Source organism: Aeromicrobium sp. YIM 150415 (genome assembly GCF_016918125.1).
GTDB lineage: Bacteria > Actinomycetota > Actinomycetes > Propionibacteriales > Nocardioidaceae > Aeromicrobium > Aeromicrobium piscarium.
The window spans coordinates 1-23,657 of sequence record NZ_JAERWM010000031.1 but is presented as its reverse complement, the minus strand read 5'-3'; the positions used below and the strand labels follow the sequence as shown (position 1 = coordinate 23,657).

The 23,657-nt window shown below is 69.2% G+C and carries 27 protein-coding genes; 19 read left to right on the top strand and 8 right to left on the bottom strand.

Annotated features, from left to right (window positions below):
* Position 1: 1 nt before the first annotated feature.
* Complete coding sequence (locus JL108_RS18000; protein WP_205199505.1) at positions 2–469, bottom strand: SRPBCC domain-containing protein; 468 nt, start codon at positions 467–469, stop codon at positions 2–4.
* Between the two features lie 16 nt (positions 470–485).
* Here JL108_RS18000 and JL108_RS17995 point away from each other — a divergent pair, with 16 nt between their 5' ends.
* Genes JL108_RS17995 through JL108_RS17985 form a run of 3 tightly spaced genes read left to right on the top strand, consistent with a single transcriptional unit; the run spans position 486 to position 1,638 of the window.
* Entirely contained in the window at positions 486–818 is a 333-nt protein-coding gene (locus JL108_RS17995; protein ID WP_205199504.1) for a helix-turn-helix transcriptional regulator, read from the top strand.
* Positions 815–1,270, top strand: a complete 456-nt coding sequence (locus JL108_RS17990; protein ID WP_205199503.1) for a CrcB family protein — start codon at positions 815–817, stop codon at positions 1,268–1,270. The genes JL108_RS17995 and JL108_RS17990 overlap by 4 nt, the downstream gene beginning before the upstream one ends.
* Positions 1,267–1,638, top strand: a complete 372-nt coding sequence (locus JL108_RS17985; RefSeq protein ID WP_205199502.1) for a CrcB family protein — start codon at positions 1,267–1,269, stop codon at positions 1,636–1,638. Before JL108_RS17990 ends, JL108_RS17985 begins: the two co-directional genes overlap by 4 nt.
* Here the strand turns inward: JL108_RS17985 and JL108_RS17980 are convergent.
* From JL108_RS17980 to JL108_RS17970, 3 genes are all read right to left on the bottom strand, one after another.
* The gene (locus JL108_RS17980; RefSeq protein WP_205199501.1) at positions 1,628–1,843 is read right to left on the bottom strand and encodes a hypothetical protein; all 216 of its coding nucleotides are present in this window, start codon (positions 1,841–1,843) and stop codon (positions 1,628–1,630) included. The two genes, JL108_RS17985 and JL108_RS17980, sit on opposite strands and share 11 nt — an antisense overlap.
* 56 nt (positions 1,844–1,899) lie before the next feature.
* Positions 1,900–2,589: a sigma-70 family RNA polymerase sigma factor gene (locus tag JL108_RS17975; protein ID WP_205199500.1), complete on the bottom strand. Its 690-nt coding sequence runs from the start codon at positions 2,587–2,589 to the stop codon at positions 1,900–1,902.
* Positions 2,590–3,230: 641 nt separating this feature from the next.
* Positions 3,231–3,980: an ANTAR domain-containing protein gene (locus JL108_RS17970; protein WP_205199499.1), complete on the bottom strand. Its 750-nt coding sequence runs from the start codon at positions 3,978–3,980 to the stop codon at positions 3,231–3,233.
* A gap of 132 nt (positions 3,981–4,112) precedes the next feature.
* Between JL108_RS17970 and JL108_RS17965 the strand changes: the two genes are divergently transcribed.
* The 5 genes from JL108_RS17965 (at position 4,113) to putP (ending at position 9,951) form a co-directional block, all read left to right on the top strand.
* On the top strand, positions 4,113–4,802 hold the full coding sequence (locus JL108_RS17965) for a GAF and ANTAR domain-containing protein (RefSeq protein WP_205199498.1): 690 nt from the start codon (positions 4,113–4,115) through the stop codon (positions 4,800–4,802).
* Positions 4,803–4,934: 132 nt separating this feature from the next.
* Positions 4,935–5,552, top strand: coding sequence for a class I SAM-dependent methyltransferase (locus JL108_RS17960; protein ID WP_240191468.1), 618 nt, complete (start codon positions 4,935–4,937; stop codon positions 5,550–5,552).
* 112 nt (positions 5,553–5,664) lie between these two features.
* Positions 5,665–6,699: a diiron oxygenase gene (locus JL108_RS17955; RefSeq protein WP_205199497.1), complete on the top strand. Its 1,035-nt coding sequence runs from the start codon at positions 5,665–5,667 to the stop codon at positions 6,697–6,699.
* A 9-nt stretch (positions 6,700–6,708) separates the two neighbouring features.
* Entirely contained in the window at positions 6,709–8,415 is a 1,707-nt protein-coding gene (locus JL108_RS17950; protein ID WP_205199496.1) for an FAD-dependent oxidoreductase, read from the top strand.
* 39 nt (positions 8,416–8,454) lie between these two features.
* Entirely contained in the window at positions 8,455–9,951 is a 1,497-nt protein-coding gene (gene putP / locus JL108_RS17945) for a sodium/proline symporter PutP (protein WP_205199495.1), read from the top strand.
* Between the two features lie 6 nt (positions 9,952–9,957).
* Here putP and JL108_RS17940 read toward each other — a convergent pair whose 3' ends face one another.
* Complete coding sequence (locus JL108_RS17940) at positions 9,958–10,326, bottom strand: RNA-binding S4 domain-containing protein (RefSeq protein ID WP_205199494.1); 369 nt, start codon at positions 10,324–10,326, stop codon at positions 9,958–9,960.
* Positions 10,327–10,404: 78 nt separating this feature from the next.
* Between JL108_RS17940 and JL108_RS17935 the strand changes: the two genes are divergently transcribed.
* A complete protein-coding gene (locus JL108_RS17935; RefSeq protein WP_205199493.1) occupies positions 10,405–10,647 on the top strand; it encodes an RNA-binding S4 domain-containing protein in 243 nt (80 codons plus the stop codon).
* A gap of 98 nt (positions 10,648–10,745) precedes the next feature.
* Here the strand turns inward: JL108_RS17935 and JL108_RS17930 are convergent, their stop codons facing one another.
* Positions 10,746–11,168, bottom strand: coding sequence for a hypothetical protein (locus tag JL108_RS17930; RefSeq protein ID WP_205199492.1), 423 nt, complete (start codon positions 11,166–11,168; stop codon positions 10,746–10,748).
* Between the two features lie 145 nt (positions 11,169–11,313).
* Between JL108_RS17930 and JL108_RS17925 the strand changes: the two genes are divergently transcribed.
* The 8 genes from JL108_RS17925 to JL108_RS17890 all read left to right on the top strand — a co-directional run bounded on the left by JL108_RS17925 (position 11,314) and on the right by JL108_RS17890 (position 18,831).
* Positions 11,314–12,138: a pseudouridine synthase gene (locus JL108_RS17925; RefSeq protein WP_205199560.1), complete on the top strand. Its 825-nt coding sequence runs from the start codon at positions 11,314–11,316 to the stop codon at positions 12,136–12,138.
* Positions 12,139–12,253: 115 nt separating this feature from the next.
* The gene (locus tag JL108_RS17920; RefSeq protein WP_205199491.1) at positions 12,254–12,676 is read left to right on the top strand and encodes a YciI family protein; all 423 of its coding nucleotides are present in this window, start codon (positions 12,254–12,256) and stop codon (positions 12,674–12,676) included.
* 162 nt (positions 12,677–12,838) lie between these two features.
* A complete protein-coding gene (locus JL108_RS17915; RefSeq protein ID WP_205199490.1) occupies positions 12,839–14,080 on the top strand; it encodes an RNA polymerase sigma factor in 1,242 nt (413 codons plus the stop codon).
* Between the two features lie 152 nt (positions 14,081–14,232).
* The gene (locus tag JL108_RS17910) at positions 14,233–14,859 is read left to right on the top strand and encodes a bifunctional 2-polyprenyl-6-hydroxyphenol methylase/3-demethylubiquinol 3-O-methyltransferase UbiG (RefSeq protein ID WP_205199489.1); all 627 of its coding nucleotides are present in this window, start codon (positions 14,233–14,235) and stop codon (positions 14,857–14,859) included.
* A 51-nt stretch (positions 14,860–14,910) separates the two neighbouring features.
* Positions 14,911–15,222 carry a thiamine-binding protein gene (locus JL108_RS17905; RefSeq protein WP_143914430.1) on the top strand — a complete coding sequence of 104 codons (312 nt, stop codon included), beginning with the start codon at positions 14,911–14,913 and terminating at the stop codon, positions 15,220–15,222.
* Positions 15,215–15,982 (top strand): inositol monophosphatase, encoded by a 768-nt coding sequence (locus JL108_RS17900; protein WP_205199488.1) that lies wholly within the window; start codon positions 15,215–15,217, stop codon positions 15,980–15,982. Before JL108_RS17905 ends, JL108_RS17900 begins: the two co-directional genes overlap by 8 nt.
* 135 nt (positions 15,983–16,117) lie before the next feature.
* Positions 16,118–17,947 carry a phosphoenolpyruvate carboxykinase (GTP) gene (locus tag JL108_RS17895; RefSeq protein WP_205199487.1) on the top strand — a complete coding sequence of 610 codons (1,830 nt, stop codon included), beginning with the start codon at positions 16,118–16,120 and terminating at the stop codon, positions 17,945–17,947.
* Positions 17,948–18,426: 479 nt separating this feature from the next.
* Positions 18,427–18,831 carry an NUDIX domain-containing protein gene (locus JL108_RS17890; RefSeq protein ID WP_205199486.1) on the top strand — a complete coding sequence of 135 codons (405 nt, stop codon included), beginning with the start codon at positions 18,427–18,429 and terminating at the stop codon, positions 18,829–18,831.
* 85 nt (positions 18,832–18,916) lie between these two features.
* Here JL108_RS17890 and JL108_RS17885 read toward each other — a convergent pair whose 3' ends face one another.
* A complete protein-coding gene (locus JL108_RS17885) occupies positions 18,917–19,885 on the bottom strand; it encodes an L-lactate dehydrogenase (protein WP_205199485.1) in 969 nt (322 codons plus the stop codon).
* Positions 19,878–21,092 (bottom strand): ornithine--oxo-acid transaminase, encoded by a 1,215-nt coding sequence (gene rocD / locus JL108_RS17880; RefSeq protein WP_205199484.1) that lies wholly within the window; start codon positions 21,090–21,092, stop codon positions 19,878–19,880. The genes JL108_RS17885 and rocD overlap by 8 nt, the downstream gene beginning before the upstream one ends.
* Before the next feature lie 83 nt (positions 21,093–21,175).
* Between rocD and JL108_RS17875 the strand changes: the two genes are divergently transcribed.
* The gene (locus tag JL108_RS17875) at positions 21,176–21,697 is read left to right on the top strand and encodes a copper resistance protein CopC (protein ID WP_205199483.1); all 522 of its coding nucleotides are present in this window, start codon (positions 21,176–21,178) and stop codon (positions 21,695–21,697) included.
* Positions 21,694–23,631: a cytochrome c oxidase assembly protein gene (locus JL108_RS17870; RefSeq protein ID WP_205199482.1), complete on the top strand. Its 1,938-nt coding sequence runs from the start codon at positions 21,694–21,696 to the stop codon at positions 23,629–23,631. The genes JL108_RS17875 and JL108_RS17870 overlap by 4 nt, the downstream gene beginning before the upstream one ends.
* Positions 23,632–23,657 lie beyond the last annotated feature (26 nt).

Sequence of the window (23,657 nt, the reverse complement as noted above, 5' to 3'; positions counted from 1 at the left end):
GTCAGACGTAGAAGCCCTCGCGCAGGTTGATGCCGTGCTCGACCCAGGCCTTGAGCGCGGCGAGCATCCCGGTCCAGCCCTGGCAGTTGCCCATCGCCGCACCGAGCCCCTCGGGAGTGACGGTCCAGGAGGACTCGGTGATGGTCACGAGGGTGCGGGTGTCCCCGTCGAGGGGTTCGAGCTCGAATACGACGGTCGTGGTGCCGGAGGCTTCGACCGCGCCCTCGCTGTCCCAGGCGATGACGATGCGTCGCGGCGGTGTCGCCTCGACGACGCGCACCGGGAAGGCTCCGGGGAAGTCGGCGAAGTCCCACGTCACGGTGGCACCGGATTCGAGACGGCCACGCGCTCCGGCCGTCGTGAAGTACTGCGAAAGCTGGGCGGGGTCCGCGATCGCCTCGTAGACCTCTGCGCAGGGACGGGCGACGCGCCCGGACACCGTGAAGGTGATCTCATCGAGTTCAGACATGTTGTAAAATTACAACATGTCTTCGACGAAGGCCAGCGATGCCGAGGACGACCGTGTGTTCAAGGCTCTCGCCTCGGCGACCCGGCGTCGCATGCTCGATGCTCTCCGTGCGTCGTCCTGCACGACGGGGGAGTTGTGCGGGCAGTTCCCCGAGCTGGATCGCACCACCGTGCTGCAGCACCTCCGAGTCCTGGAGGATGCCGAGCTGGTCACCGGGCGCAAGGTGGGCCGCGAGCGGCACCTGGCGCTCGCTCCGTTGCCCATCCGGCGCATCCATGACCGGTGGATCGGCGAGTATGCTCGGGCAGCGGTCGACCTGCTCGACCGACTCGACCAGGAGGGTGCATGAGCGATGTGGAGGGGATCGACCCCGATCTCCCGTCTCCACGCCCCGCGTACCACGCCCCTTCGTCGATCGCTCTGGTGTTCGCCGGCGGCGTGCTGGGCACCGGTGGGCGAGAGGCGTTGAGCCTCGCCATCCCACCCGTGGACGGTGTGCCGCTCACGATCCTGGGTATCAACGTGGCGGGCGCCTTCTGTCTGGGTCTGCTGCTCGAGGGACTGCACCGCCGCGGACCGGACCACGGTCGCCGGCGGCGGTTGCGGTTGCTGGCGGGCACCGGCTTCCTCGGTGGGTTCACGACCTATAGCGCGCTCGCTGCCGACACCGCGATGCTCCTCGGCGACCGCCCGTCCGGCGTGGGCCTGGCCTATGCGCTGGGGACCCTCGTCCTCGGCGCTGCCGCGACGTGGGCGGGGATCGCCGCCGCCTCCGCCCGCACGGGAGGTCGAGCGCGATGACCGCCCTGGTCTTCACGGCCACGGCCCTGGCCGGCGGCCTTGGCGCGGTCTGCCGGCTGTTGCTCGACGGACTGATCCAGGGCCGTGCCTCCGGGCGCTTCCCGTGGGGCACGATCGCGATCAACCTCACCGGATCCTTCGCGCTCGGATGCGCGATGGGATGGGCGGGCGGAGAACTGGTCCCCGGCGGGATCGCCTTCGTGGTCGGCACCGGCTTCCTCGGCGGCTACACCACCTTCTCGACGGCGAGCCATGAGACCGTGCGGCTCGCCCGGGAGGGGCGCTGGGCGGCGAGTGTCGCGAACGGACTCGGCGTGCTCGTCCTCGCGGTGCTCGCCGCCGGCTGCGGCCTGGCCATCACCAGCTGATCGTGCGGGGATGAGGCGTCACGCCGCCGGCGAGGCCGCTCAACTCGTGTTGTGGGCGCCTGGCCCCCGAGTGCGGCTCCTTCACGAGGTCGCGCATGACGTCAGGGGAGAACTCCACGATCGGCCAGACATAGACGCCCTCTGGTGCCTTGAACTGCAGCGTCACCAGTGCCGGATTGCCATCGTGCTCGGTGTAGAAGTACAAGAAGCGGCAGAGCGTGAACGCCGAGCAAAGCTGATCTCGTGGCTAGGTGGTGAGCGTCACGCCGCCTGCGGGTCGAGTTCGCCGCGGAGCCGGTCGAGGATCCGGCGGAGCCGTCGGCAGACCTGCATCTGACTGCACCCGATCGCCGTCGCGATCTCACGTTGACTGAGCTCCTGGCCGAAACGCATCTGCAGCAGACGGGCGTCTTCCGGTTCCAGGTAGCGCAAGGCGCGGCGGAGCTCGACGCGGTCGACCACGCGGTCGAGGGCGTCGTCCTCCCTCCCGAGCTGTTCGATCGCCTGCTCGCCGTCCGATGTGGTGGGGGAGGTCGGCGCGAAGCAGTAGTGGAGCGAGGCCGCGCGCCGGACCTCGTCGACCGGCTCGCCCAGCCGCTGCGCCAGCAGGGCGGTGGACACCTCGTCGCCGTGACGGCTCTCGATCTCCTCGCGGAGCGAGTTCAATCGTGTCTGGAGCTCCTGCAGGCGGCGGGGCGGACGGATCGTCCAGCCGGAGTCACGGAAGTAGTGCTTGATCTCGCCGTGGATCGTCGCGGTGGCGAACGGCGCGAAGACGCCCTGGTCGGCGTCGAAGCGCTGCGCCGCGCGCACGAGCCCGGTCAGCGCCACCTGTTCGAGGTCCGCGAGCTCGACTCCGCGCTGACGGTAACGCCGTGCGAGAGCCAGGGCGAGATGGTGGTGGTCGTGGACGAGAGCGTCCACATCGTCACGATGAGTCAGGGTGCGCATGGCACTCCTCGGATACGTGATCGGAAGGCCGCGTCCTGACCTGCTCTCACTGTGCCCCGCCTCGGCGTCCCTCGCAACGTCGTGGATCGCGGATCCCTGGATATACCCGCGTTACGAGCGAAAGAGAGGAGTGGCCGACATCGCCACCGGTGAGACCGGATTCGACGGCGCCACCCGGGAGATCGCCGACCTCTTCGAGCGGGTACGTGAACCGGCGACGGGTCCGCTCAGCCCGCCGGCGTCCCCCGCGAGGACATCGCGGTCCCAGCGGAGATGCCCGCCCAGCAGCTCGAGATCTCGGTCGCCACCCCAAAAACCCGGCGCCTTCGCGTGCCGGTAGGCCTCGGCGATCATGGGGCGTGCCGACTTACCCCTCGGGTGGTGGTGAGACGGCGTCCGGTTGGGCGTCGACCTCACGCCCTGTCGCGGTCCGAGGCCCGGGAGCGCTCTGGTCGGGCTTCGGATAGGGCTTCTCGTCACCTGGTTCGGTCGGCTGCTCGCGTGGAGGGGGCACGGCCCCGGGAGCGCCGGGCGGCCGCATCGGTTCTTGGCTCATGATCGGTTCCTCTCTCGCGATGTCATCGCTCGCCTGGCGTGACGTGGCGATGTGCTGCGAGTGCCCGGTTGGGGGCCGAGGTGAATCAGCCGGCCGCCTCTGGGGCGGACACCGATGAGCCGTCGACCGGTCGTGGATCCCCGGGCCGTTGCGCCGGACCGGACAGGCCGTCGACGCTGCCGCTGGTGACCAGCTCGTCGGCGAGGTCGGCGAGCTTCACATTGCGGTGCTGGGAGATGCGACGGAGGACGGCGAAGGCGGGCTCCGGCCGCAATCCGAATCGCTCCATGGTGATGCCTTGGGCCTGCCCGACCACCGTCCGCGTGGTGAGGGCTCGCATCAGATGCTCGTGCCGCCGGACCAGCGCGAAATGCGCCGCGACGTGCGCGGGCAGCGTGCGCGGCAAGTGGGCGGCGTCCTCCGGCCGGTCCGTCCAGAGCTCCAGGACGCCGACGATGGACGTTCCGTGGTGCAACGGGAAGGCCCGCACCGCGCCGGCGTCACGGACATCCGCCCACGTGGCCGCCGACCATCGCGGCCAGCGGTGGCGGAGATCGATCGCGCTCGCGCTGACGGTCGCCTCACGCTCGAAGGCCTCCATGGAGGGACCCTCGCGGAGCCGGAACTGCTCCTGCCAGGGGGTCGGGTCGAGGCGACCCGCGGCCCGCAGGGGAGTGAGCCGGCCTTTGCGTCCGGCCTGGCTGAGCCCGGCGAGCACCCCGCCGGAGATCTCGACACAGAATCGGACACAGTCGTGGGCGAAGCTCGCCAGGTCGTCGTGGTGCGACCAGTGGGCAACAGCGGAGGCGAGCTTCTCGGCGAAGCTGTCGTTCAACGCGCGCCTAACGTCTCGACGCCCGATGGCCACGTTCTGACCGATGCGTCGAGTGAAGGTTACGCGTCTCGTAGAGTGGAAGAGTCGGCAGGCCAGGATGTCGCCGGCGTCGCGGCGGACGGAGGAGGGGCCATGGAGTTCGAGATGCGCGATCTGACCGGCCTCGTCATGGAGCTCGCCGACTTTCCCGGGTTGGACAAGTCGGTGGCACGGATCACCGAGACCGCCCGTTGGCTCTTCGAGGCGGACGATGCCGGCATCACCCTGATTCGCGGCAAGCGTCTCGAGACGGTCGGGCCGACCCAGCTGGTCGCCCTCCGCGCCGATGAGCTGCAATACGAATGGCGCGAGGGCCCCTGCGTCGACGCGGCCACCGAGCAGCAGCTGGTGATGTCGGATGACCCGGCCGGTGACAGCCGCTGGCCGCGATGGGGTCCCGCGATCAGCGGGCTCGGCATCCGCAGCGTGCTCGCTGCCGATCTGACGACCGAGAACCGTCGCTTCGGTGCACTCAACCTCTACGGGCACCGGCACGAGCAGTTCGCCCACCTCGATCATGACGAGCTGCGTCTCTTCGCCCACCATGTCACCGCCTCGCTGGCGGCGGCGAAGGCGATCGACTCACTGGAGACCGCGCTCGTCCAGCGCACGGTGATCGGACGCGCCGAGGGGATCTTGATGGAGCGCTTCTCGATCGACGCGGTGGCGGCGTTCGCCGTCCTGAAGCGGGCATCCCAGCAGTCGAACGTCAAGATCGGCGAGATCGCCCGGCTGCTCGCCGATGAGGGCGATGACTCGTACATCCGCGGCGACGATCGCTGAGCCGACGCCGCGCACGCGCGCGTAACAGCACCCCGCCGGCTCCGTGGTGGGCGGTGATCCTCCGGCGCTCGTTCCGGTCTCGTTAGCGTGGCATCACTCAGATTCGCCTCCCGAGACGAAGGAGTCACCGCCATGAACGACACCCATCCGATCCTCGCGCGGCTCTACGCGCTGAAGGACGCCGACGAGGCCCGCGAGGTGTACGACGCCTGGGCCGCCGACTACGACCACGACACCGTCGACGACATGGGATACGTCGCCCCGGCGCTGGCCGCCGAGGCGCTGGCCGAGCGCATCTCCGACGGCGCCACGGTGCTCGATGCGGGCTGCGGTACCGGCCTGGTCGGAGCCGAGCTCTCCCAGCGCCGTGAGGTGGCCCTCGACGGCATGGACCTCTCCCCGGGAATGCTGGAACGGGCTCGCGCGCGTGAGGTCTACCGCACCCTGGAGACCGCCGACCTGACACGAGAGCTCGCTGTAACTGACGATGCCTACGATGCGGTGATCTGTGTCGGCACGCTCACCGGCGGTCACGTGGGCCCAGGCGTGCTGGCCGAGTTCGTGCGCATCACCGCCCCGGGCGGGGCGATCGTCGCGACAGTGCACTCCCACGTCTGGGAGGACGGCGGTTACCGGGCGGAGATCGAACGCCTCGCTGGGGAGGGACTGGTGAGCGCCGAGGTGTGGGAGCGGCCGTATCACGTGCGTGAGCAGATGAGCTGCCGGCTGTGCGTGCTGACCCCGCAGTGATATGACATTGCTAATGTCACATTGCTGTTGACAGCGAGTCGGCGGTGGCCGAGGATGGCGATAAGTGCCAGCACCCGGCGGGCGACCAGGACCGGGGGACGAGGAGACGGCCATGACCACCGACGCCACCGATCGACTGCTGCTCGACCAGATCGACTGGGACGCCCCGGAGATCCCCGAGGGCCTCAGCGATGCCGAGTACGATGACGTGCTCCACCGGCTGTCCGTGGCATCCGTGGAGCGGCATTTCGACGCTTTCATCGACATCGACTGGGACCACCCGGACTTCGAGATCCATCACGACGACCCGCGCTGGCGTCTGCCGGAAGTCGACCCTCTCGGCGGCAGCGCCTGGTACCGGGCCCAGCCCCTGGACAAGCAGATCGCGATGGGGCTGTGGCGCCAGGCCAATATCTTCAAGGTCGGCTGGCAGTTCGAGAGCATCCTCATCCGCGGCATCCTGCAGTACAACTTCAGCCTGCCGAATCAGTCGACCGAATACCGCTACCTCATGCACGAGGCGACCGAGGAATGCCACCACATCCAGATGTTTCAGGAGACGGTGAACAGGATCGGCATCGACGTCTCGGGGATGCCGCGCTGGATCCGGGCCGTCAGCCCCTTCCTGCCCCTGGTCGCCAACCGGCTGCCGGTGCTCTTCTTCACCGGTGTCCTCGCCGGTGAGGAGCCGATCGACCACATGCAGAAGGCCGTGCTGCGAGGCCGCCGCGAGCTGCATCCGGTGATGGGCCGCGTCATGGAGATCCACGTCGCCGAGGAGGCGCGTCACATCTCCTTCGCCCATGAGTTCATCAAGCGCCATGCTCCCCGACTGAACCGGGTCGAGCGGTTCCTGGTGTCGCTGCTCTATCCGATCATCATGCGGATCCTGGGCGACGCCATCCTGCTGCCCCCGAAGGAGTTCGAGCGCCGATTCGACATCCCCGAGGGCCTCATCAAGGAGCTCTACTGGGAGTCGGAGGCCTCGGAGCGGTTCCTCGGCGACACCTTCGCCGACGTGCGCATGCTGGCCGAGGAGTCGGGCCTGATGAACCCCGTCAGCCGCCGGCTCTGGAAGCGCCTGCGGATGCTGGGCCGCCGCCCGTCGCGCTTCCGCAGCGAGCCTCCGACCGCCTTCGCCGCCTGAGCGCCGTCGATGCCCCACGTCGTCACCCGGTCCTGTTGCGGCGACGCTTCCTGCGTCTACGCCTGCCCGGTCAACTGCATCCACCCCACCCCGGACGAGCCCGGCTTCGCGACGGCGGAGATGCTCTACATCGACCCGGCATCGTGCGTCGACTGCGGCGCCTGCGTGAGCGCCTGCCCGGTCGGGGCGATCAAGCACCACACCAAGCTCACCGAGGCCGAGCTGCCCTTCCTGGAGATCAACCAGCTGTTCCACGCCGATCCCGCGCCGCGTCCAGCGCAGGCACCCACGCCCGTGCACGAGCCGTTGCGCACCGGCGGAGCCACCCTGCGCGTCGCGGTCGTCGGTGCGGGGCCGGCGGGACTCTACGCGGCCGATGAGCTGCTGAAGCACGATGCCGTCGAGGTCACGGTCATCGATCGCCTGCCGACCCCGCATGGGCTCGTCCGCGCGGGCGTCGCGCCTGATCACCCCGATACCAAGGCGGTGGCCAAGCTCTTCGCGAAGATCGAGGAACAGCCCGGCTTCTCGTATGCCCTCGGCGTCGAGGTCGGCACGGATGTCACGCACGAGGCCCTGCTGCGTCACTGCGATGCGATCGTGTATGCCACGGGAGCCTCCGCTGACGCGCGACTCGGCATCCCCGGCGAGGAGCTCCCCGGCAGCCGTCCGGCGACGAGCTTCGTCGGGTGGATCAACGGCCATCCCGAGCACGCCGGGGCGCAGGTCTCGCTGCCCGATCGGGTCGTGATCGTCGGCAACGGCAATGTCGCCCTGGACATCGCCCGTCTGCTGGCGACCGACCCGGGCCGGCTCGCCCCCACCGACATCTCCGATCGCGCCCTGTCGGCGCTGCGCGCGTCGCGGGTGCGCGAGATCGACATCGTCGCGCGGCGCGGGGTGGCGCAGGCGGCGTGCACTTTGCCCGAGCTGACCAGTCTGGCGCAGCGCGAGGACCTCGTCGTGGCGGTCGAGGGCGATCTGCATCTCGACGACGAGACCGAGAGGGCCCGCCGTGGCGGCCTGCTCGATCCGCTCGTGGAGCACAAGATCGCCGCCTTCGAACGTCTGGCCGCTCGTCCGGACCCTGGTGACGATCGCCCACGTATCGTGTTCCGGTTCGGGCTCACTCCGCTGGAACTGCAGGGGGCCGGGCAGGTCGAGCGGATCGTGCTGTCGGAGAACTCGGTCCGTCACATCGACGGCCGGGTCACCGCCGAACCGACCGGCGAGCAGCTCTCGATCGAGACCTCACTGGTGCTCAGATCGGTCGGCTATCGCGGGGTGCGGCTGGCGGACCTGCCTTTCGATCCGGTGAGCGGCACGGTGCCGCACGAGGCCGGCCGGGTGCGACACGACGACGCGGTGGCTCCGCGGACCTATGTCACCGGCTGGATCAAGCGCGGGCCTTCGGGCTATATCGGCACCAACAAAACCGACGCGCAGGAGACGGTCGCGAGTCTCGTCGCGGATGTCAACGCCGGGCGTCTGCAGGTCGGCGGGTCGTCACGTGAGCGCCTGACGGCCTTCCTCACCCGGACGATCCCCGGTGTGGTGGACCTGCGCACCTGGCGCGCGATCGAGCGATTCGAGCGCGCCCGAGGCGCTGCGGTCCAACGCTCGCGCCGCAAGATCGCCGAACCGGAGCTGATCGCCGCGGTGGCGGAGCGGGTAAGCCGACCGGCAGAGATGAGATCGCGTCGGCCGGTGCGATGACGGTAGGGTGACGCCCACGCTCGAGAAAGGCCGGGGGCCATGTCCGATCAGACCTGGGAGATCGCCGCACTGGGCATCTACTTCGCCCTGATGCTCGCCATCGGTTTCTACGCCTACCGGCGGACCACCGATCACGAGGATTACATGCTGGCCGGGCGCAACCTGCCGCCTTGGGCGGCAGCGCTTAGTGCCGGCGCCTCAGACATGTCCGGATGGCTCATGATGGGCCTTCCCGGGGCGATCTACGTCGCCGGGCTCATCGAGGCGTGGATCGCCATCGGTCTCACCGTCGGCGCGTATCTCAACTGGCTGATCGTCGCGCCGCGACTACGGGCCTACACCGAGGTCTCGCGAAACTCGATCACCATCCCGAGCTTCCTGGAGAACCGGCTGCGTGACACCACGCGACTCCTGCGCATCGCCGCGGGGCTGGTGATTCTGGTGTTCTTCACCTTCTATGTGTCGTCGGGCATGGTCGCCGGAGGGGTGTTCTTCGAGAGCTCGTTCGGCTCGACCTACCTGCTCGGCATGCTCCTCGTTGCGGGGGTCACCCTGATCTACACCCTGTTCGGCGGATTCCTGGGCGCCTCGCTCACCGACGTGGTCCAGGGGTTGATGATGATGGTGGCCCTGCTCATCGTCCCCGTCATGGCGATCATCGCGGTCGGCGGACCGGCCGAGGCATGGTCGATGGTGCGCGAGCTGGAGCCCGACCACCTGTCCTTCGTCGGGGGCGGCGCCTTGACGGGAGCGGCGGTCGTGAGCATCATCTCCGCCCTCGGCTGGGGCCTCGGGTACTTCGGCCAGCCGCACATCATCGTGCGCTTCATGGCGCTGCCGGATCCCTCCGGCGCGCGGAGCGCCCGCCGGATCGGCATCACCTGGATGATCCTGTCCCTCCTCGGGGCGGTCACCGGCGGCCTGGTGGGTGTCGCCTACTTCGCGCAGTCCGATGTCGATCTCGGCGATCCCGAGACGGTCATGCTGACCATGTCGCAGATCCTGTTGCACCCGATTGTCGCCGGATTCGTTCTGGCCGCGGTCCTGGCGGCCGTGATGAGCACCGTCTCGAGCCAGCTGCTGGTGTGCTCCTCCGCCCTCGTCGAGGACCTGTACAAGGTGGTGGCCAAGCGGCCGCCGGAGCCGGGAATCCTCGTGCTGCTCGGCCGCGGCGGGGTCCTCGTCGTCGCGGTGCTGGCCGCGCTGCTCGCCCTCGATCCGAATGGCAGCATCCTCGAGCTGGTCTCCTTCGCATGGGCCGGTTTCGGTGCCTCCTTCGGTCCGATCATCCTGCTGAGCCTCTTCTGGCGACGGCTCACCAACTGGGGAGCTCTCGCCGGTCTCGTCGTCGGAGCGGTGACGGTGTTCTCGTGGAACGCCTGGGGCACCGAGCTCTACGAGATCATCCCCGGTTTCATCGCCAATGTCGTGGTCGCGGTGATCGTGAGCCTGGCCACCTACCGCCGCGATGAAGAAATCGAGGAGGAGTTCGATCGCGCGACCGGTCTCGCCAAGGTGCGCGCCGTCGCCGCCTGAGCGACCTCAGCGGCCCCGGAACCAGTCGAGGTCCCGGCGCTCTTTCTTGGTGGGTCGACCTGTGCCCGGGTCTCGGCGCGGCATCGCGAGTCGCCACTCCCGTGGCTCGGGGGCAGGGGAGTGATCCGCGTAGCACTCGCGGGCGATCGCCGCCCCGACGCGCTTGTCGAGCAGTCGCTTCACGACCACCACGCGCTCGCCGGAGGGAGCGGTCGCCTCGATCCGGTCGCCGACCGCGATCCGCTGTGCCGGCTTGGCCCGCTTGCCGTTGACCTGCACCTTGCCGCCCTTGCACGCAGTAGAGGCCGCCGAACGACTCGGGAACAGGCGCACGGCCCAGACCCAGACATCGGCTCGCACGCTGCTCGGCTCCATGACCCGAGAATAGGCGGTCGGAAGAGGGGTGACGACCGCGCGCGGGCCGGCTCCCGACGGATCGGGCACAGTGGTGTCATGCCCGAATCCGAAGACATCGCCATCACCTCGGACGTCATCCGGCTGGGACAGCTGCTGAAATTCGCCGGACTGGCCGAATCCGGGGCCCACGCCGCGGCGATCATCGCCGACGGCGAGGTACGGGTGAACGACCAGACGGAGACGCGCCGGGGCCGGCAACTGCGTCCCGGCGATGTCGTGAGCATCGCGACACCCGTCGGCGCCCTCGAACTACGGGTGACGGCCGACGAACCGGTGTGACGACCCGGCCCCAGCGGTACGTCGTCAACCCCATCGTCGAGCGGAAGGGTTGACCACGTACCTCCACCGCTGCGGAAGGGTTGACGAGGTACCGCTCCTCAGGTGAGGCGCTGTCGCCAGGACTCGGCGTCGGGGACGACGAAGGCCGCCGCATCGCCCATGCCCTGCGCGTCCCAGGTCACGACGAGCAGGGGGCGTGAGGCGGCCCGGCCCATGAAGCTGGTGTCCACCTGCGCGGAGGTGATCTCCTCGCGTGGCACGCGCACCTCGCGTTGAGGAGCGACCTGCACGAAGATCAGCGTCTCGTCGCCGAGGCCGAGGGTGCCCGGCCCCGGCCGCTGGGACCGTCGATCCGAGGCCACGCCGAAGAGCGTGGCCGCCGTGGACTCGCTCACCCCGGCGGCGGCGAGCGCTCGCCGATGCCCGCGGCGCATCCGGGCGACACGCAGCGCACCGACGATCATCAGCGTCACGACGACCAGGCCGAGGGCAGCGAGCACGTACAGCACGACATCGAGCATGCGGTCATCTTGCCGCATCGGCGATGCCGGCCCGTACGATGCCGGGGTGCCTCCTCGTTCCCCGCTGCCGTCACGACACGGTCTGGACGCCGCCTGGCTGCGCACGCCCGATCGTGATCGCACCGCACCGGCACCGTGGCCCACGATGGGGGACTGGCTGAGGGAGCGGCTGCCGGACCGGCTGGACATCGAGGGCATGCTCGCGGATCGGCGTTTCGTCTACGACAGCGGCCGGCCGGTCGGCGATGACGACCCCTATCTGCCGCACACCTTCGTGTGGTTCCATCGGGACCTCCGCGACGAGATGCCGGTGCCGGGTGCCCTGCCGATCCTGTATCGCGACGATCGGATCGTCGTCGTGGACAAGCCGCCGTTCCTGGCGACCATTCCCCGTGGGCGGCACATCCGCGAGAGCGTCGTGGTCAAGCTACGGGCGCAGCTGGGGCTGCCAGAGCTCACACCCGCCCACCGGCTCGACCGGATCACCTCGGGCATCCTCGTGCTGGTCGCCGAGCGACGGTGGCGCGGGGCCTATCAGACCTTGTTCCAGCAGCGCCGCGTCGAGAAGGTCTACCGAGCGCTCGCGCCCCTGGACGAGAGCCTCGTGACCCCTCGAACCGTGCGCAACCACATCCAGAAGACGCGCGGCGACTGGCGCGCGTACGTGGTGGACGGGGCGCCGGTGAACGCCGAGACCGAGCTGATGCTGGAATCGCGGGTCGACGGGCAGGGCGTCTACCGGCTCCTCCCGCGGACGGGGCGCACTCACCAGTTGCGGCTGCACCTCGCCGGTCTCGGGCTGCCGATCGTCGACGACCCGCTCTATCCGAGCATCACCCGCACCGACCCGGACGACTTCTCCCGGCCCCTGCAACTGCTGGCCAGCGAGCTGTCCTTCGACGACCCGGTCGACGGCTCGCCCCGCCACTATGCGAGTGCCCGTCGGCTCCCGCTGCGGTCCGAACAGTAGAGCTTCGACGACGGATCTGAAAAAGTTGTCACGACGATGTCGATCCGGTGTCACGTCGTTCGACGTCTGAGTAGAGGACGCTGACAGGCGGCGTCCCGATGAAGGGACCACACCCATGAAGTACATGCTGATCATGCGTTCGACCGCCGAGGCCGCAGCCAGCTTCGAGGAGATGGACTTCGAGGAGATCATCAACCAGATGGGCCGCTACAACGAGGAGCTGATGAACGCGGGCGTCCTCGTGGCAGGCGAGGGTCTCAGCGATGCCGGTGAGGGCTTCGTCGTGGACTTCTCGGCCGAGACGCCGATCGTGTCCGACGGACCCTACGGGGAGATCCACGAGCTGTTCAACGGCTTCTGGATCCTGCAGGTCGCGAGCCGCGAGGAGGCGGTCGAGTGGGCCAAGCGCGCCCCGCTGGGAGCGGGCGCCAAGCTCGAGGTGCGCCGTGTGACCGACGAATCGGACTTCGCCGACTACGCCGACAACGAGTACGTGCAGAAGGAGGAGGGCTGGCGCGAGCAGCTCGGCACCCAGTGAGCGAGCGGAGCGAGCGAGTCGTTGGGGCTGGTTCATGCCGGTGGCCGCGTAGCGTGTGTTGTTTCCTGCGGGTACCGGCATGAGCGAGCGGAGCGAGCGAGTCGTTGGGGCTGGTTCATGCCGGTGGCCGCGTAGCGTGTGTTGTTTCCTGCGGGTACCGGCATGAGCGAGCGGAGCGAGACCCGCCGCACCCTCGACGCCATCTGGCGGATCGAGGGTGCGCAGGTCGTCGCCACGGTGGCCCGCGTGGTCGGCGACCTCGGCCTCGCCGAGGATCTCGCCCAGGACGCGCTCGCTGAGGCACTCGATCAGTGGCCGGGTTCCGGGATACCCCGGAACCCGGGGGCCTGGCTCACCTCCGTCGCCAAGCGGCGCGCGATCGACGGATGGCGTCGCCGCGAGCGGCTGGACGATCGTTACCGCGCTATCGGCCGCGATCTGAGCGAGACCGTGGAGCACGACTGGGAGCCCATCCGCGATGACGTGCTCAAGCTCGTCTTCGCCGCCTGCCATCCGGTGCTGAGCCGCGATGCGCGGGTGGTGCTGACGCTGCGGGTCGTGGCCGGGTTGTCGAGCGAGGAGATCTCCCGGCTGCTGTTGGTGCCCGTCTCGACCGTCCAGCAGCGGGTGGTGCGGGCCAAGCGCTCGCTCGCGGCGGCCCGGGTGCCGTTCGAGATCCCCGAGACCGGGGAGTGGCCCGAACGACTCGGGGCGGTGACCTCCGTCGTGTATCTGATGTTCACCGAGGGCTATGCCGCCAGCAGCGGCGAGGAATGGGTGCGCCGCGACATCGCCGACGAGACCTTGCGCCTCGGGCGGATCCTGGTCTCGCTGGTGCCGCGCGAGGCGGAGGTCCACGCACTGCTCGCACTGATGGAACTGCAGGCATCGCGGTTCGCAGCACGTCGAGGTGTCGATGGCGCGCCGGTCCTGTTGGAGGACCAGGATCGGCGCCGCTGGGATCGGGGCCAGATCGACCGTGGCGTGCGGGCCTTGGAACGCGCCGATGCGCTCGGCCGGGGACGCGGACCGTACGCCCTGCAGGCCGCCATCGCCGCCTGTCATGCGCGAGCGTCGAGTGTCGAGGAGACCGACTGGCACGAGATCGTCGCGCTGTACGAGGCCTTGGAACAGGTGACGCGCAATCCCGTCGTGACCGTGAATCGGGCGGTCGCGATGGCGATGGCGAGCGGCCCGCTGGTGGGACTGCGGTTCCTGGACGATGCGGATCTCTCAGCCCTGCGGTCCTCGTATCTGGTTCCGAGCGTGCGCGGTGAGCTGCTGCGGCGCGCGGGACGACGAGGCGAGGCCGCCGAGGAACTGCGCCGGGCCGTCGAGCTCCTGCGGGACGGCCCGCAGAGGCGCGTGATCGAGGCCAAGCTCGCCGCCCTCGCCCCCACGTGACCCGTACCCCTCGGACAGCGCGAGCGGTGACCTACGCACCTCTCGACCCGCCCGAGGGGTGCGTAGGTCGCCGCTGCCCGGGCGAGGCCGCCATGAGAGGTGCGTAAGTCACCGCTCCCGGGGTGAGTCGAGGGCGGTGCGAGACTGAGGACATGAGCGATGACGTGCGCGACTTCTGGGACCAGCGGTACGGCGAGCGGGAGCAGTCCTGGTCCGGACGGCCGAATGCGGCTCTCATCGACACAGCAGAGGACATGCCGCCCGGGCGGGCCCTCGACCTCGGCGCGGGGGAGGGAGGTGACGCGATCTGGCTGGCCCGCCAAGGCTGGCAGGTGACCGCCGTGGATATCTCCCGGGTCGCCCTGGACCGAGCCGCGCGGGCCGCCGCCGAGGCAGGGATCGATGCGGAGCGCATCGAATGGGTGCCCGCCGATCTCGCCACCTGGGAGCCGGCCGGACAGGTCGACTTGATCTCGGCCTGCTTCTTCCAGTCCCCGGTCGAGCTCCCACGCGACGAGGTGCTGCGCCGTCTCAGCGGCAGTATCGCACCGGGCGGACACCTTCTCGTGGTGTCGCACGCGTCGCCGCCGCCCTGGGCCAGGGATCACGAGGGGCACGGCCCGGCTCTGCGCAGCGCCGAGGAGGAGGTGGCCGCGCTCGACCTGCCGTCCCGGGACTGGGAGGTCTTGGTCGCGGAGGATCGGCCCCGTGCGGTGACCGGTCCGGACGGGCAGGAAGCGACGATCGACGATGCCGTGGTCCTGTTCGGGCGTCGCTGAACGCGTCTCGCCCGGCGGAGACCGGCTGGACCGGCGTGCTTCGATGGAGACATGCTCGTCGCCTTCAGTATCTCGCCCATGACCCCCGATGACTCCGGCAGCGTGTCCAGTGCCGTCGCCGAGGCGGTCCGCATCGTCCGTGCCTCGGGCCTGCCCCACGAGACCAATGCGATGTTCACCAATCTCGAGGGGGAGTGGGACGAGGTGATGGGGGTGGTCAAGTCCTGCGTCGACGCCCTCACCGCACAGCACCCGCGGGTGAGCCTCGTGCTGAAGGCCGACATCCGTCCTGGTCACGACGGCCAGCTGACGGCCAAGGTCGACCGGCTCGAGCAGCAGCTGGCGGGGGACGCCGATGACTGACGACGCTCGGCTGGCAGCCTCGCTCGTCACGGAGGCTGCCGGTCTCGCCGCCCGGATGCGGTCGGAGACCGATCTGCGCATCGCGCAGAAGACGTCGATCTCCGACATCGTCACCTCCGCCGACACCGCGGCCGAACGTCACATCGTCGAGACTCTGGCCGCCGTGCGACCTGAGGACGGCATCCTGGGCGAGGAGGGCGCCGCTGCCGAGGGCACGAGCGGGCGCCGGTGGATCATCGATCCGGTCGACGGCACCTATAACTTCGCCTCCGGCTCGGACTACTGGTGCTCGGCGATCGCGCTCGTCGACGGTGACGAGCTCGTCCTCGGGGCGGTGGCACACGCGTCGACCGGAGACGTCTACGTCGGCGGCCCGAAGTACCCCACCACCGTGAACGGCGCACCCGCCGGCCCGATGCCCGACCTTCCGCTCGCCGGCATCAGCGCCGCCACCTATCTGCACCCTCCACGTCTGCGTGAGCCGGAGATCGCCGATGCCTTCGCGCGCGCGGCGTCCCTGCCCGCCACGCTTCGGATGCTGGGATCGGGCTCGATGGACCTCGTCGGGGTCGCCACCGGGCTGCTCGGCTGCTGGTTCCAGCACAGCGTCGCGACCTGGGACTGGTTACCCGGTGCGGCCCTCGTCGCCGGGGTCGGCGGAGCCACCCGTCAGGTCGATGTGGGATCGGTCACATGGTCCGTCGCTGGGCCTCCCACGGCCGTCGAAGAGGTCGTCTCGGCGCTCGGCTCTGAGGTCTGAGTACGCTCCGTCACATCCCGGCATCTGGTGGCCCCGAGCGTCGGGTAGTGTGCCCACCAAGTAGAACGCCGATCACAGTCGAGACTGGAGCGACTGGGGCGGTGGGTGTTCGTACGAGAGGACAGAGACAAGCCGATGGTCGATGTGGACAAGGTCCTGGACGAAGCCGGTCTGACGAACCCACACGTGCGCGAGTACGTGAAGGAGTGGGCGGCAGTCACGACGCCCGAGCGGATCGAGGTCGTCAGCGCCGCCGATGATGCGCGGCTGGTCGCCGAAGCCCTGGAGTCGGGCGAGTTCAAGCCGGCGGGAGAGGGTCTGTACTACTCGCAGTCCTATTACAAGGACACGGCACGCTCCGAGGAGCGCACGATCGTCGCGACGAACGATCCGGCGGACAAGGGTATCTACAACAACTGGCGCCCGGCGAGCGAGATGAAGCCGAAGCTCATCGAGCTGATGACCGGCGCTTCAGCGGGCAAGACGATGTACGTGATCCCGTACCTGATGTCCCCCAAGGGCTCGCCGCTCGCGGAGTTCGCGGCCGGTGTCGAGATCACCGACAACCGTTCGGTCGTCATGCAGATGATCCGCATGGCGCGCGTGGGCGCGGAGTACATCAACGATCTGGGTGACTCGTTCGTGCGGGCCGTGCATGTCACCGGCGACCTGCCGAACCTCGGCCAGGGCACGCCCGATGACAAGCGTTACTTCGTGACGGTCGCCGACGAGCGCACGATCCTGCACTTCGGCTCGTCCTACGGCGGCAACGCGCTGCTGGGCAAGATCGCCCACGGTCTGCGCCAGGGCTCCTACGACGGCTGGAAGAACGGCTTCCTCGTCGAGCAGTTCATGCTGCTGGGCATCACCGACAAGCAGACCGGCGAGAAGTACAACATCTGCGGTGGCTTCCCGAGCGCCTCGGGCAAGACCAATCTCGCGATGACGCTCGCCCCCGATGCGCTGGGCGACCGGTACTACGTCGAGTTCTACGGCGACGACATCGCCTGGCTGTGGGTCGGCGAGGACGGCAAGCTCTACGGGATGAACCCGGAGAACGGCGTCTTCGGCGTGGCCAAGGACACCAACGAGGCCACCAACCCGACCGCGCTGGACTCGATCCAGCCCGGCAGCGGTGCGATCTTCACGAATGTGGCCTACAACGTCAGGACGCAGGAGGTCTGGTGGGAGGGCAAGACCAAGAACCCGCCGGAGGACCTCGACGGCTGGCATGACTGGAAGGGCGAGGCGATCGCCGATCGCACGCCCGAGCAGGCCGGCGAGCCGTGGGCGCACCCCAACAGCCGCTTCACCACGACGATGGGCAATGTCCCGAATGTCGCCAAGGACTACGAGGACCCCAAGGGCGTCGAGATCCACGGCATCATCTTCGGCGGCCGCACCCGTGACCGTGAGCCGCTGATCCGTGCGATCGACGATGTCGCCGAGGGCGTCTACGACGGCCTCACGCTCGGTGCCGAGGCGACCTTCGCCGCTGACGGGCTCGACGGCCAGCTGCGCTACGACCCGATGTCGATGCGTCCGTTCATGTCCTACCCGGAGGCCGACTACGCGGCCCACTGGCTCGAGGTCATCGGCCGGGCGTCCGAGAAGCCGGTCTTCGCGCACGTCAACTGGTTCCAGCGCGATGCCGAGGACGGCCACTTCCTGTGGCCCGGCTACCGCGAGAACCTGCGGGCGCTGCTGTGGCTCATGCAGTACAAGAACGGCCAGGTCGAGGGCCGCCGCACCGCGGTCGGCGTCCTGCCCACCGAGGAGGAACTGAACCTCGAGGGCCTCGACCTCCCGCGGGAGGATCTGGACCGGATCCTGACGATCGACGTCGATCGCTGGCGTCAGGAGATGGGCTTCCGCGAGGAGCACCTCAACCAGTTCTCGGGTCTGCCCGAGGAGATCTGGGAGGCCCATCGCCGCGTCGCCAAGGCACTCGACGACGAGTCCTGATCGGTCAGAGCGAAGGGGCGGGGACGCGTGTCCCCGCCCCTTCGCCATGTGCCCCTGCCCCCTTGGGCGGTGGGTCAGCGTCCGTTCTCAGCGCGGGGCGGTGCATGAGCGCCCAAATGCTTCGGGTGAACGGACGCTAGCTCACCTTTGTTCCGTGATGACTGTTCCGCGATGACGGAGGATGTGCCTCTGTGGTTGTCATGGCAACCGCCGAAGCACATCCTCCGTGCGGGCTCGGGAGACGATGTGCCTCTGTGGCAGCGGGAGCGACCCTGAAGGCACATCCTCCGTCATCGGCTCCTCGCGGTGGGGGAGCCGGACGGGTGGGCGGTGGGTCAGCGTCCGTTTTCGGGGTGGGGTGGTGCGTCAGCGTCGGTTGGCCCGAGGCGATGGACGCTAGCTCACCGCTATACCTGGCCGCGATCGCTACGGCCGCTCCCACGTGTCGTGACCGCGAGCGGTGATGGGATGCTCGGGGAGTGGAGCAACATGTTGTCCGAGTCGCCGCGGCGATCATCCTCGACGAACAGGACCGGGTGCTCACCGTCCGCAAGCGCGGCACTTCGGTGTTCATGCAGCCCGGAGGCAAGCCGGACCCGGGGGAGACGGCGATGGACACGATTCGCCGCGAGCTGGCTGAGGAGCTGTCCCTCGAACTGGCGCCCGATGAGCTGAGCTATCTCGGCCGCTTCGTCGCCGATGCCGCCAATGAGCCAGACCACCAGGTCGAGGCGGAGGCCTTCTGGGTGCACGTTCGCGCACCCGAGGTCGCGATCGCCGCCGAGATCGAGGAGCTGCGCTGGATCGAGCCGGCCGACCTCGGCCACCTCCCGATCGCCCCGCTCAGCATCGACCATCTGCTCCCGCTCGCCTGGCCCACCTGACCGTCCGGGTTCGACCTTTGCCGGGTTGTCGCCCTTTCTCGGCACTGGAAAGGGCCACAACCCGGCAAAAGGTGGGCCGGAGGCCTCAGAGGCCGAGGGTGCGCTGGGTGGCGAGCAGGGCCTCGGCCGAGGCGTGGAGGGAACGCTCCTCCGCGGCCGACATCGTCAGGTCGAGGACGTGCTCGACCCCACGCGCGGTTACCACGCTGGGTACGGACAGGGCGACACCGTCGAGTCCGCGATACCCGCGGTGGACCGTGCTGACCGGCAGCACGGCGTGCTCGTCGTGCAAGATCGCCTGAGCGATCCGCGCTCCGGCGAGTCCGATCGCATAGTTGGTCGCTCCCTTGCCCTCGATGACCCGATAAGCCGCCCCGCGCACCGCTTCAGTGAGCTGTTCCAGCTCGCCGTAGGAGAAATGGTCGCCCTCCGGCGAGGTCCAGTCCAGGATCGGCACCGGGCCGATCCGGGCCTGCGACCACAGGGCGAACTCCGAGTCCCCGTGCTCGCCGACGATGTCCGCGTGCACGCTGGCGGTCGACACCCCGGCTCGATCGGCGAGCAGCCGTCGCAGCCGGGACGTGTCGAGGACGGTGCCCGAGGAGAAGATGCGCTCGGTGGGCAGACCGCTGATCTGCTGGGCGGCCACCGTGAGCACATCGCACGGATTGGTGACGATGCAGTAGATCGCCTCGGGCGCGTGTTCGAGCAGCGCCGGCAGCAGCGTGCGCAGGATGCCCACATTCGTCTCGGCGAGATCGAGGCGGGTCTGCCCCGGCTTCTGCTTGGCTCCCGCCGTGATGACGATCAGATGCGATCCGGCGGCCACCGCCGGATCGGCCCCACCGCTGATCTGGCTGGCCCCGGTGAACTGCGTACCGTGCGCCAGATCGAGCACCTCGGCCTCGACCTTCGGTCCGTCGATGTCGTAGAGCGCGACCTCCCGCGCCACACCGCGGATGAGCGCGGCATAGGCCAGGCTGGTGCCGACACTCCCCGCCCCGACGACGGTGAGCTTCGCATTCCGGCGTGCCAGCGCTCCCGGGCTACTCACTGAGCGCCTCCGCGAGGGCGGCGAGGGCCTGATCGATCTCCTCGCGCTCGATCACCAGCGGGGGAGCCATGCGCAACGTGCGCTCGTGGGTCTCCTTGCAGAGCACGCCGCGATCCCGCAGCAGCATGGAGACCTCGCGGCCGGTCTTGGCCCGCGGATCGATGTCGACGCCGGCCCACAATCCGCGCCCGCGCACTGCCGCGATGCCGTGTCCCTCCAGCTCTCTCAGCCCGGCGTGCAGATGCTCGCCGAGCTCCTTGGCGCGCTGTTGGAACTCGCCGGTCGAGAGCAGGTCCACCACGGCCCGGCCCACCGCGCAGGCGACCGGATAGCCGCCGAAGGTCGAACCGTGCTGGCCCGGCTTGAGGACGCCCAGCACATCGGAGCGCCCGACGACCGCCGAGATCGGCACGATGCCGCCGCCGAGGGCCTTGCCGAGGGTGTAGAGATCGGCGCGCACGCCCTCGTGGTCGAGGGCGAACAGCGTTCCCGTCCGGGCCAGCCCGGACTGGATCTCGTCGGCGATGAGCAGGACATTGTTCTCATCGCACGCGCGCCGGACATCGGACCAGAAGCCGGCGGGCGGGACGATGACCCCGGCCTCGCCCTGGATGGGCTCCATCAGCACTGCCGCGGTGTTCGGCCCGATAGCGGCGCGCACGGCATCGGGGTCGCCGTACGGGACGGTCACGAAGCCGGGAGTGAAGGGACCGTAGTTGTCGTGGGCGGCCGGGTCGTCGGAGAAGGACACGATGGTGGTCGTACGCCCGTGGAAGTTGTTGGTGGCGACGATGATCTCGGCACGATCGGTCTCCACCCCCTTGACCTCATAGGCCCACTTGCGGGCCACCTTGATCGCCGACTCGACTGCCTCGGCGCCGGTGTTCATGGTCAGGACCATCTCGGTGCCGGTAAGTGCGGCGAGCTCCTCGCAGAAGAGACCGAACTGGTCGTTGTGGAAGGCCCGGGAAGTGAGGGTGAGCCGGTCGAGCTGCTGATGCGCGGCGTCGACGAGTCGGCGGTTGCGGTGGCCGAAGTTCAGTGCGGAGTACCCGGAGAGGAAGTCCAGATAGCGGCGTCCGTCGACATCGGTGACCCAGGCGCCCTCTGCCTCGGAGATCACCACGGGCAGCGGGTGGTAGTTGTGCGCCCCCCAGCGCTCGTCGCGCGCGATGTACTCGGCCGTCTGCTGCTGCGTGTCGGTCATGACCCCACACTAGGCAGCCTGATCGGCGCGCACCAGCACGCCGGTATCCTCGAGGTGCCCCTACCTCTTCCTCTGGAGTCGTCATGTCCGCGGCGCGTCGTCGTCTGTTGATCCTGTCGTTCGCCGCGACGGTGCTGCTGCTCGGCGCACCGGCGGCAGCCACGTCCGAGGGACCTGTGTCCGTCGATCCCGCCGATGGTGCCGAGCTGGACGAGGTGCCCGCCGCCGTCAGCTTCACCTTCGACGAGCCGGTCAGTGATCCCGCCTATGCGAGTGTCATCGTTGACGGGCATCCGGTGACCCTGCCGGCAGGTGATCCGATCGTCGACGGCGAACGTGTCGTCGTGGACCTCTCGGGTGTCGAGACCGCGGGGCGCGACTGGCTCGTGGCCTACCGGGTCCCGGCGCAGAGCGGTGTCCTGGACGGCAGCACCCGTTTCTCCGTACCCACCGCGGAGGTCAACGACGAGCCGATCGCGCAGGGAGTGCAGGAGGACGAGAGCGTCTGGGGGACGCCGTGGCCCTGGGCCGGGGTCGTCGCGCTGGTGCTCGTGCTCGCGGTCGTCCTCGCCCGCGGCGGACGCCGGGAGAGGAACGCCCGATGAAGCAGACCGTCCGGCTCGCGTCCGCGGGCCTGATCGTGGCGCTGGCCGTGGTGGCACTGGCATTGGTGATCCCGGGCAACGCCCCGGAACCGGCACCGCCGGGGATCCCTGACCCGGGTCAGTTGGTCGGCTGGGGACTCCCCGTCGCCCGACTGGTCGCCGATCTCGGATCCCTCGCCACCATCGGCTTCCTCCTGGCCGCCGTCGTCCTGCTGCCGTCCGGTCCACGTCTGGAGGGACTCGCGGTCCAGGCGGTACGGATCGCCTCGTGGTTCGCGATCGCCTGGGGGATGGCCGCGGCAGCGCTGCTCGTCCTCAATGTCGCCGATGTCTTCGCCCGGCCCCTCGGCGATCTGAACATCGACCTCATCGCCTCCTTCGTGCTGGACTTCGGACCCGGCCGGGCGCTCGCTCTGCAATCCATCGGCGCCTTCACCGTCGCCGTGGCGTGTCGCTGGACCCTCGGCATCCGTCCGCTCGCGGTGACGCTCGGGATCGCGCTGGCGGCCGTCGTCCCCGTCGCGCTCGCCGGTCACGCCGCCAATGCGGGTTCGCACACGCTGGCCGTGTTCAGCCTGATGCTGCACCTGCTCGGCGTGATGGTGTGGGTCGGCGGGCTGCTCGCCCTCGGATGGGTCGCTCTGCGTGGCAGCAAGCGGCTCGACGAGGCAGTGACGCGATATTCCACGATCGCGCTGTGGGCTTTCGTCACCGTGGGCGTGTCCGGCGTCGTCAACGCCTCGATCCGTCTCGGCAGCTGGAGCGAGATCGCCAGCGACTACGGCGCGCTCGTGGCGGTCAAGGCCGTCGCCTTCGCGGCCCTCGGCGTGTTCGGCTGGGCCCAGCGGCGACGCATCGTCGCCCGTGGGGCCGGGTTCGCGCGGCTCGCGGTGACCGAGGTGTTCATCATGGTCGCGACGATCGCCGTGGCCGTCGTCCTGTCGCGGACACCGACTCCTGTCGGCGAGGACGTCCTGCAGACCCCCGCCGAGCGGCTGCTCGGCGGCCCGATGCCGCCCGCGCCCAGCGTGCGCGAGATCTTCCTGGGGTTCAGCCCGAACGGGTTCGGTCTGGCCTTCGCCGCCTTCGCGGTCTCCCTGTACGCCTGGGGGCTCATCGTGCTGCATCGGCGTGGCGACCGCTGGCCGATCGCCCGCACGGCCTCGTGGTTCACCGGGGTCGTCATCGTGGCATGGGCGACCTTCGGCGGCATCGGCCAGTACTCGCACGTCATGTTCAGCTGGCACATGGTCTCGCACATGATGTTGTCGATGATCGCGCCGATCTTCCTGGTGCTCGCGGCGCCCATGACGCTCGCGCTGCGGACGCTCCCGGGTGCCCGGCGGCCGGGGGAGCAGTCGCCGCGCTCCCTGCTGATGGCCTTCCTGCACTCGCGGGTCGCGCGCTTCTTCACCCATCCGGTGGTCTCGGCCGCGATCTTCATGGGCAGTCTCTACGTGCTCTACTTCAGCAACCTGTTCGGCACGCTCATGCAGTCGCACTCCGGGCACGTCTTCATGGAGTTGCACTTCCTGCTCGCGGGCGTGCTCTTCTACTACGTCGTGATCGGCGTCGACCCCTCGCCGCGCTCTGTGCCTCCGCTCGTGCGCTTCGGGCTTTTGATGGTCTCGATCCCGTTCCACGCCTTCTTCTCCGTGGCGGTCATGAGCGCCAGCTATGTGATCGCCGAGAGCTTCTACCAGGTGCTCGACCGGCCGTATGCGACCGATCTGCTGCACGACCAGTACGTCGGCGGGGGGATCGCCTGGGCGACCGGCGAGATCCCGCTGGTCCTGGTGCTGATCGCGATCTTCGCGCAGTGGGTCCGCTCGGACGCGCGGGAGGCCAGCCGTCACGACCGCCAGGCCGACCGCGACGCCGATGCCGAGCTCGAGAAGTACAACGCCTACCTGGAATCACTCGACCGGGAGTGACGACGGCGCTCGCCCCGGCAGGGGCG

What these genes read in the sequence shown, in the direction of transcription:
- JL108_RS18000 (WP_205199505.1), bottom strand. Translation starts at nt 469, where the DNA reads ATGTCTGAACTCGATGAGATCACCTTCACGGTGTCCGGGCGCGTCGCC.
- JL108_RS17995 (WP_205199504.1), top strand. Translation starts at nt 486, where the DNA reads ATGTCTTCGACGAAGGCCAGCGATGCCGAGGACGACCGTGTGTTCAAG.
- JL108_RS17990 (WP_205199503.1), top strand. Translation starts at nt 815, where the DNA reads ATGAGCGATGTGGAGGGGATCGACCCCGATCTCCCGTCTCCACGCCCC.
- JL108_RS17985 (WP_205199502.1), top strand. Translation starts at nt 1,267, where the DNA reads ATGACCGCCCTGGTCTTCACGGCCACGGCCCTGGCCGGCGGCCTTGGC.
- JL108_RS17975 (WP_205199500.1), bottom strand. Translation starts at nt 2,589, where the DNA reads ATGCGCACCCTGACTCATCGTGACGATGTGGACGCTCTCGTCCACGAC.
- JL108_RS17965 (WP_205199498.1), top strand. Translation starts at nt 4,113, where the DNA reads ATGGAGTTCGAGATGCGCGATCTGACCGGCCTCGTCATGGAGCTCGCC.
- JL108_RS17960 (WP_240191468.1), top strand. Translation starts at nt 4,935, where the DNA reads ATGAACGACACCCATCCGATCCTCGCGCGGCTCTACGCGCTGAAGGAC.
- JL108_RS17955 (WP_205199497.1), top strand. Translation starts at nt 5,665, where the DNA reads ATGACCACCGACGCCACCGATCGACTGCTGCTCGACCAGATCGACTGG.
- JL108_RS17950 (WP_205199496.1), top strand. Translation starts at nt 6,709, where the DNA reads ATGCCCCACGTCGTCACCCGGTCCTGTTGCGGCGACGCTTCCTGCGTC.
- putP (WP_205199495.1), top strand. Translation starts at nt 8,455, where the DNA reads ATGTCCGATCAGACCTGGGAGATCGCCGCACTGGGCATCTACTTCGCC.
- JL108_RS17940 (WP_205199494.1), bottom strand. Translation starts at nt 10,326, where the DNA reads ATGGAGCCGAGCAGCGTGCGAGCCGATGTCTGGGTCTGGGCCGTGCGC.
- JL108_RS17935 (WP_205199493.1), top strand. Translation starts at nt 10,405, where the DNA reads ATGCCCGAATCCGAAGACATCGCCATCACCTCGGACGTCATCCGGCTG.
- JL108_RS17930 (WP_205199492.1), bottom strand. Translation starts at nt 11,168, where the DNA reads ATGCTCGATGTCGTGCTGTACGTGCTCGCTGCCCTCGGCCTGGTCGTC.
- JL108_RS17925 (WP_205199560.1), top strand. Translation starts at nt 11,314, where the DNA reads ATGGGGGACTGGCTGAGGGAGCGGCTGCCGGACCGGCTGGACATCGAG.
- JL108_RS17920 (WP_205199491.1), top strand. Translation starts at nt 12,254, where the DNA reads ATGAAGTACATGCTGATCATGCGTTCGACCGCCGAGGCCGCAGCCAGC.
- JL108_RS17915 (WP_205199490.1), top strand. Translation starts at nt 12,839, where the DNA reads ATGAGCGAGCGGAGCGAGACCCGCCGCACCCTCGACGCCATCTGGCGG.
- JL108_RS17910 (WP_205199489.1), top strand. Translation starts at nt 14,233, where the DNA reads ATGAGCGATGACGTGCGCGACTTCTGGGACCAGCGGTACGGCGAGCGG.
- JL108_RS17905 (WP_143914430.1), top strand. Translation starts at nt 14,911, where the DNA reads ATGCTCGTCGCCTTCAGTATCTCGCCCATGACCCCCGATGACTCCGGC.
- JL108_RS17900 (WP_205199488.1), top strand. Translation starts at nt 15,215, where the DNA reads ATGACTGACGACGCTCGGCTGGCAGCCTCGCTCGTCACGGAGGCTGCC.
- JL108_RS17895 (WP_205199487.1), top strand. Translation starts at nt 16,118, where the DNA reads ATGGTCGATGTGGACAAGGTCCTGGACGAAGCCGGTCTGACGAACCCA.
- rocD (WP_205199484.1), bottom strand. Translation starts at nt 21,092, where the DNA reads ATGACCGACACGCAGCAGCAGACGGCCGAGTACATCGCGCGCGACGAG.
- JL108_RS17875 (WP_205199483.1), top strand. Translation starts at nt 21,176, where the DNA reads ATGTCCGCGGCGCGTCGTCGTCTGTTGATCCTGTCGTTCGCCGCGACG.
- JL108_RS17870 (WP_205199482.1), top strand. Translation starts at nt 21,694, where the DNA reads ATGAAGCAGACCGTCCGGCTCGCGTCCGCGGGCCTGATCGTGGCGCTG.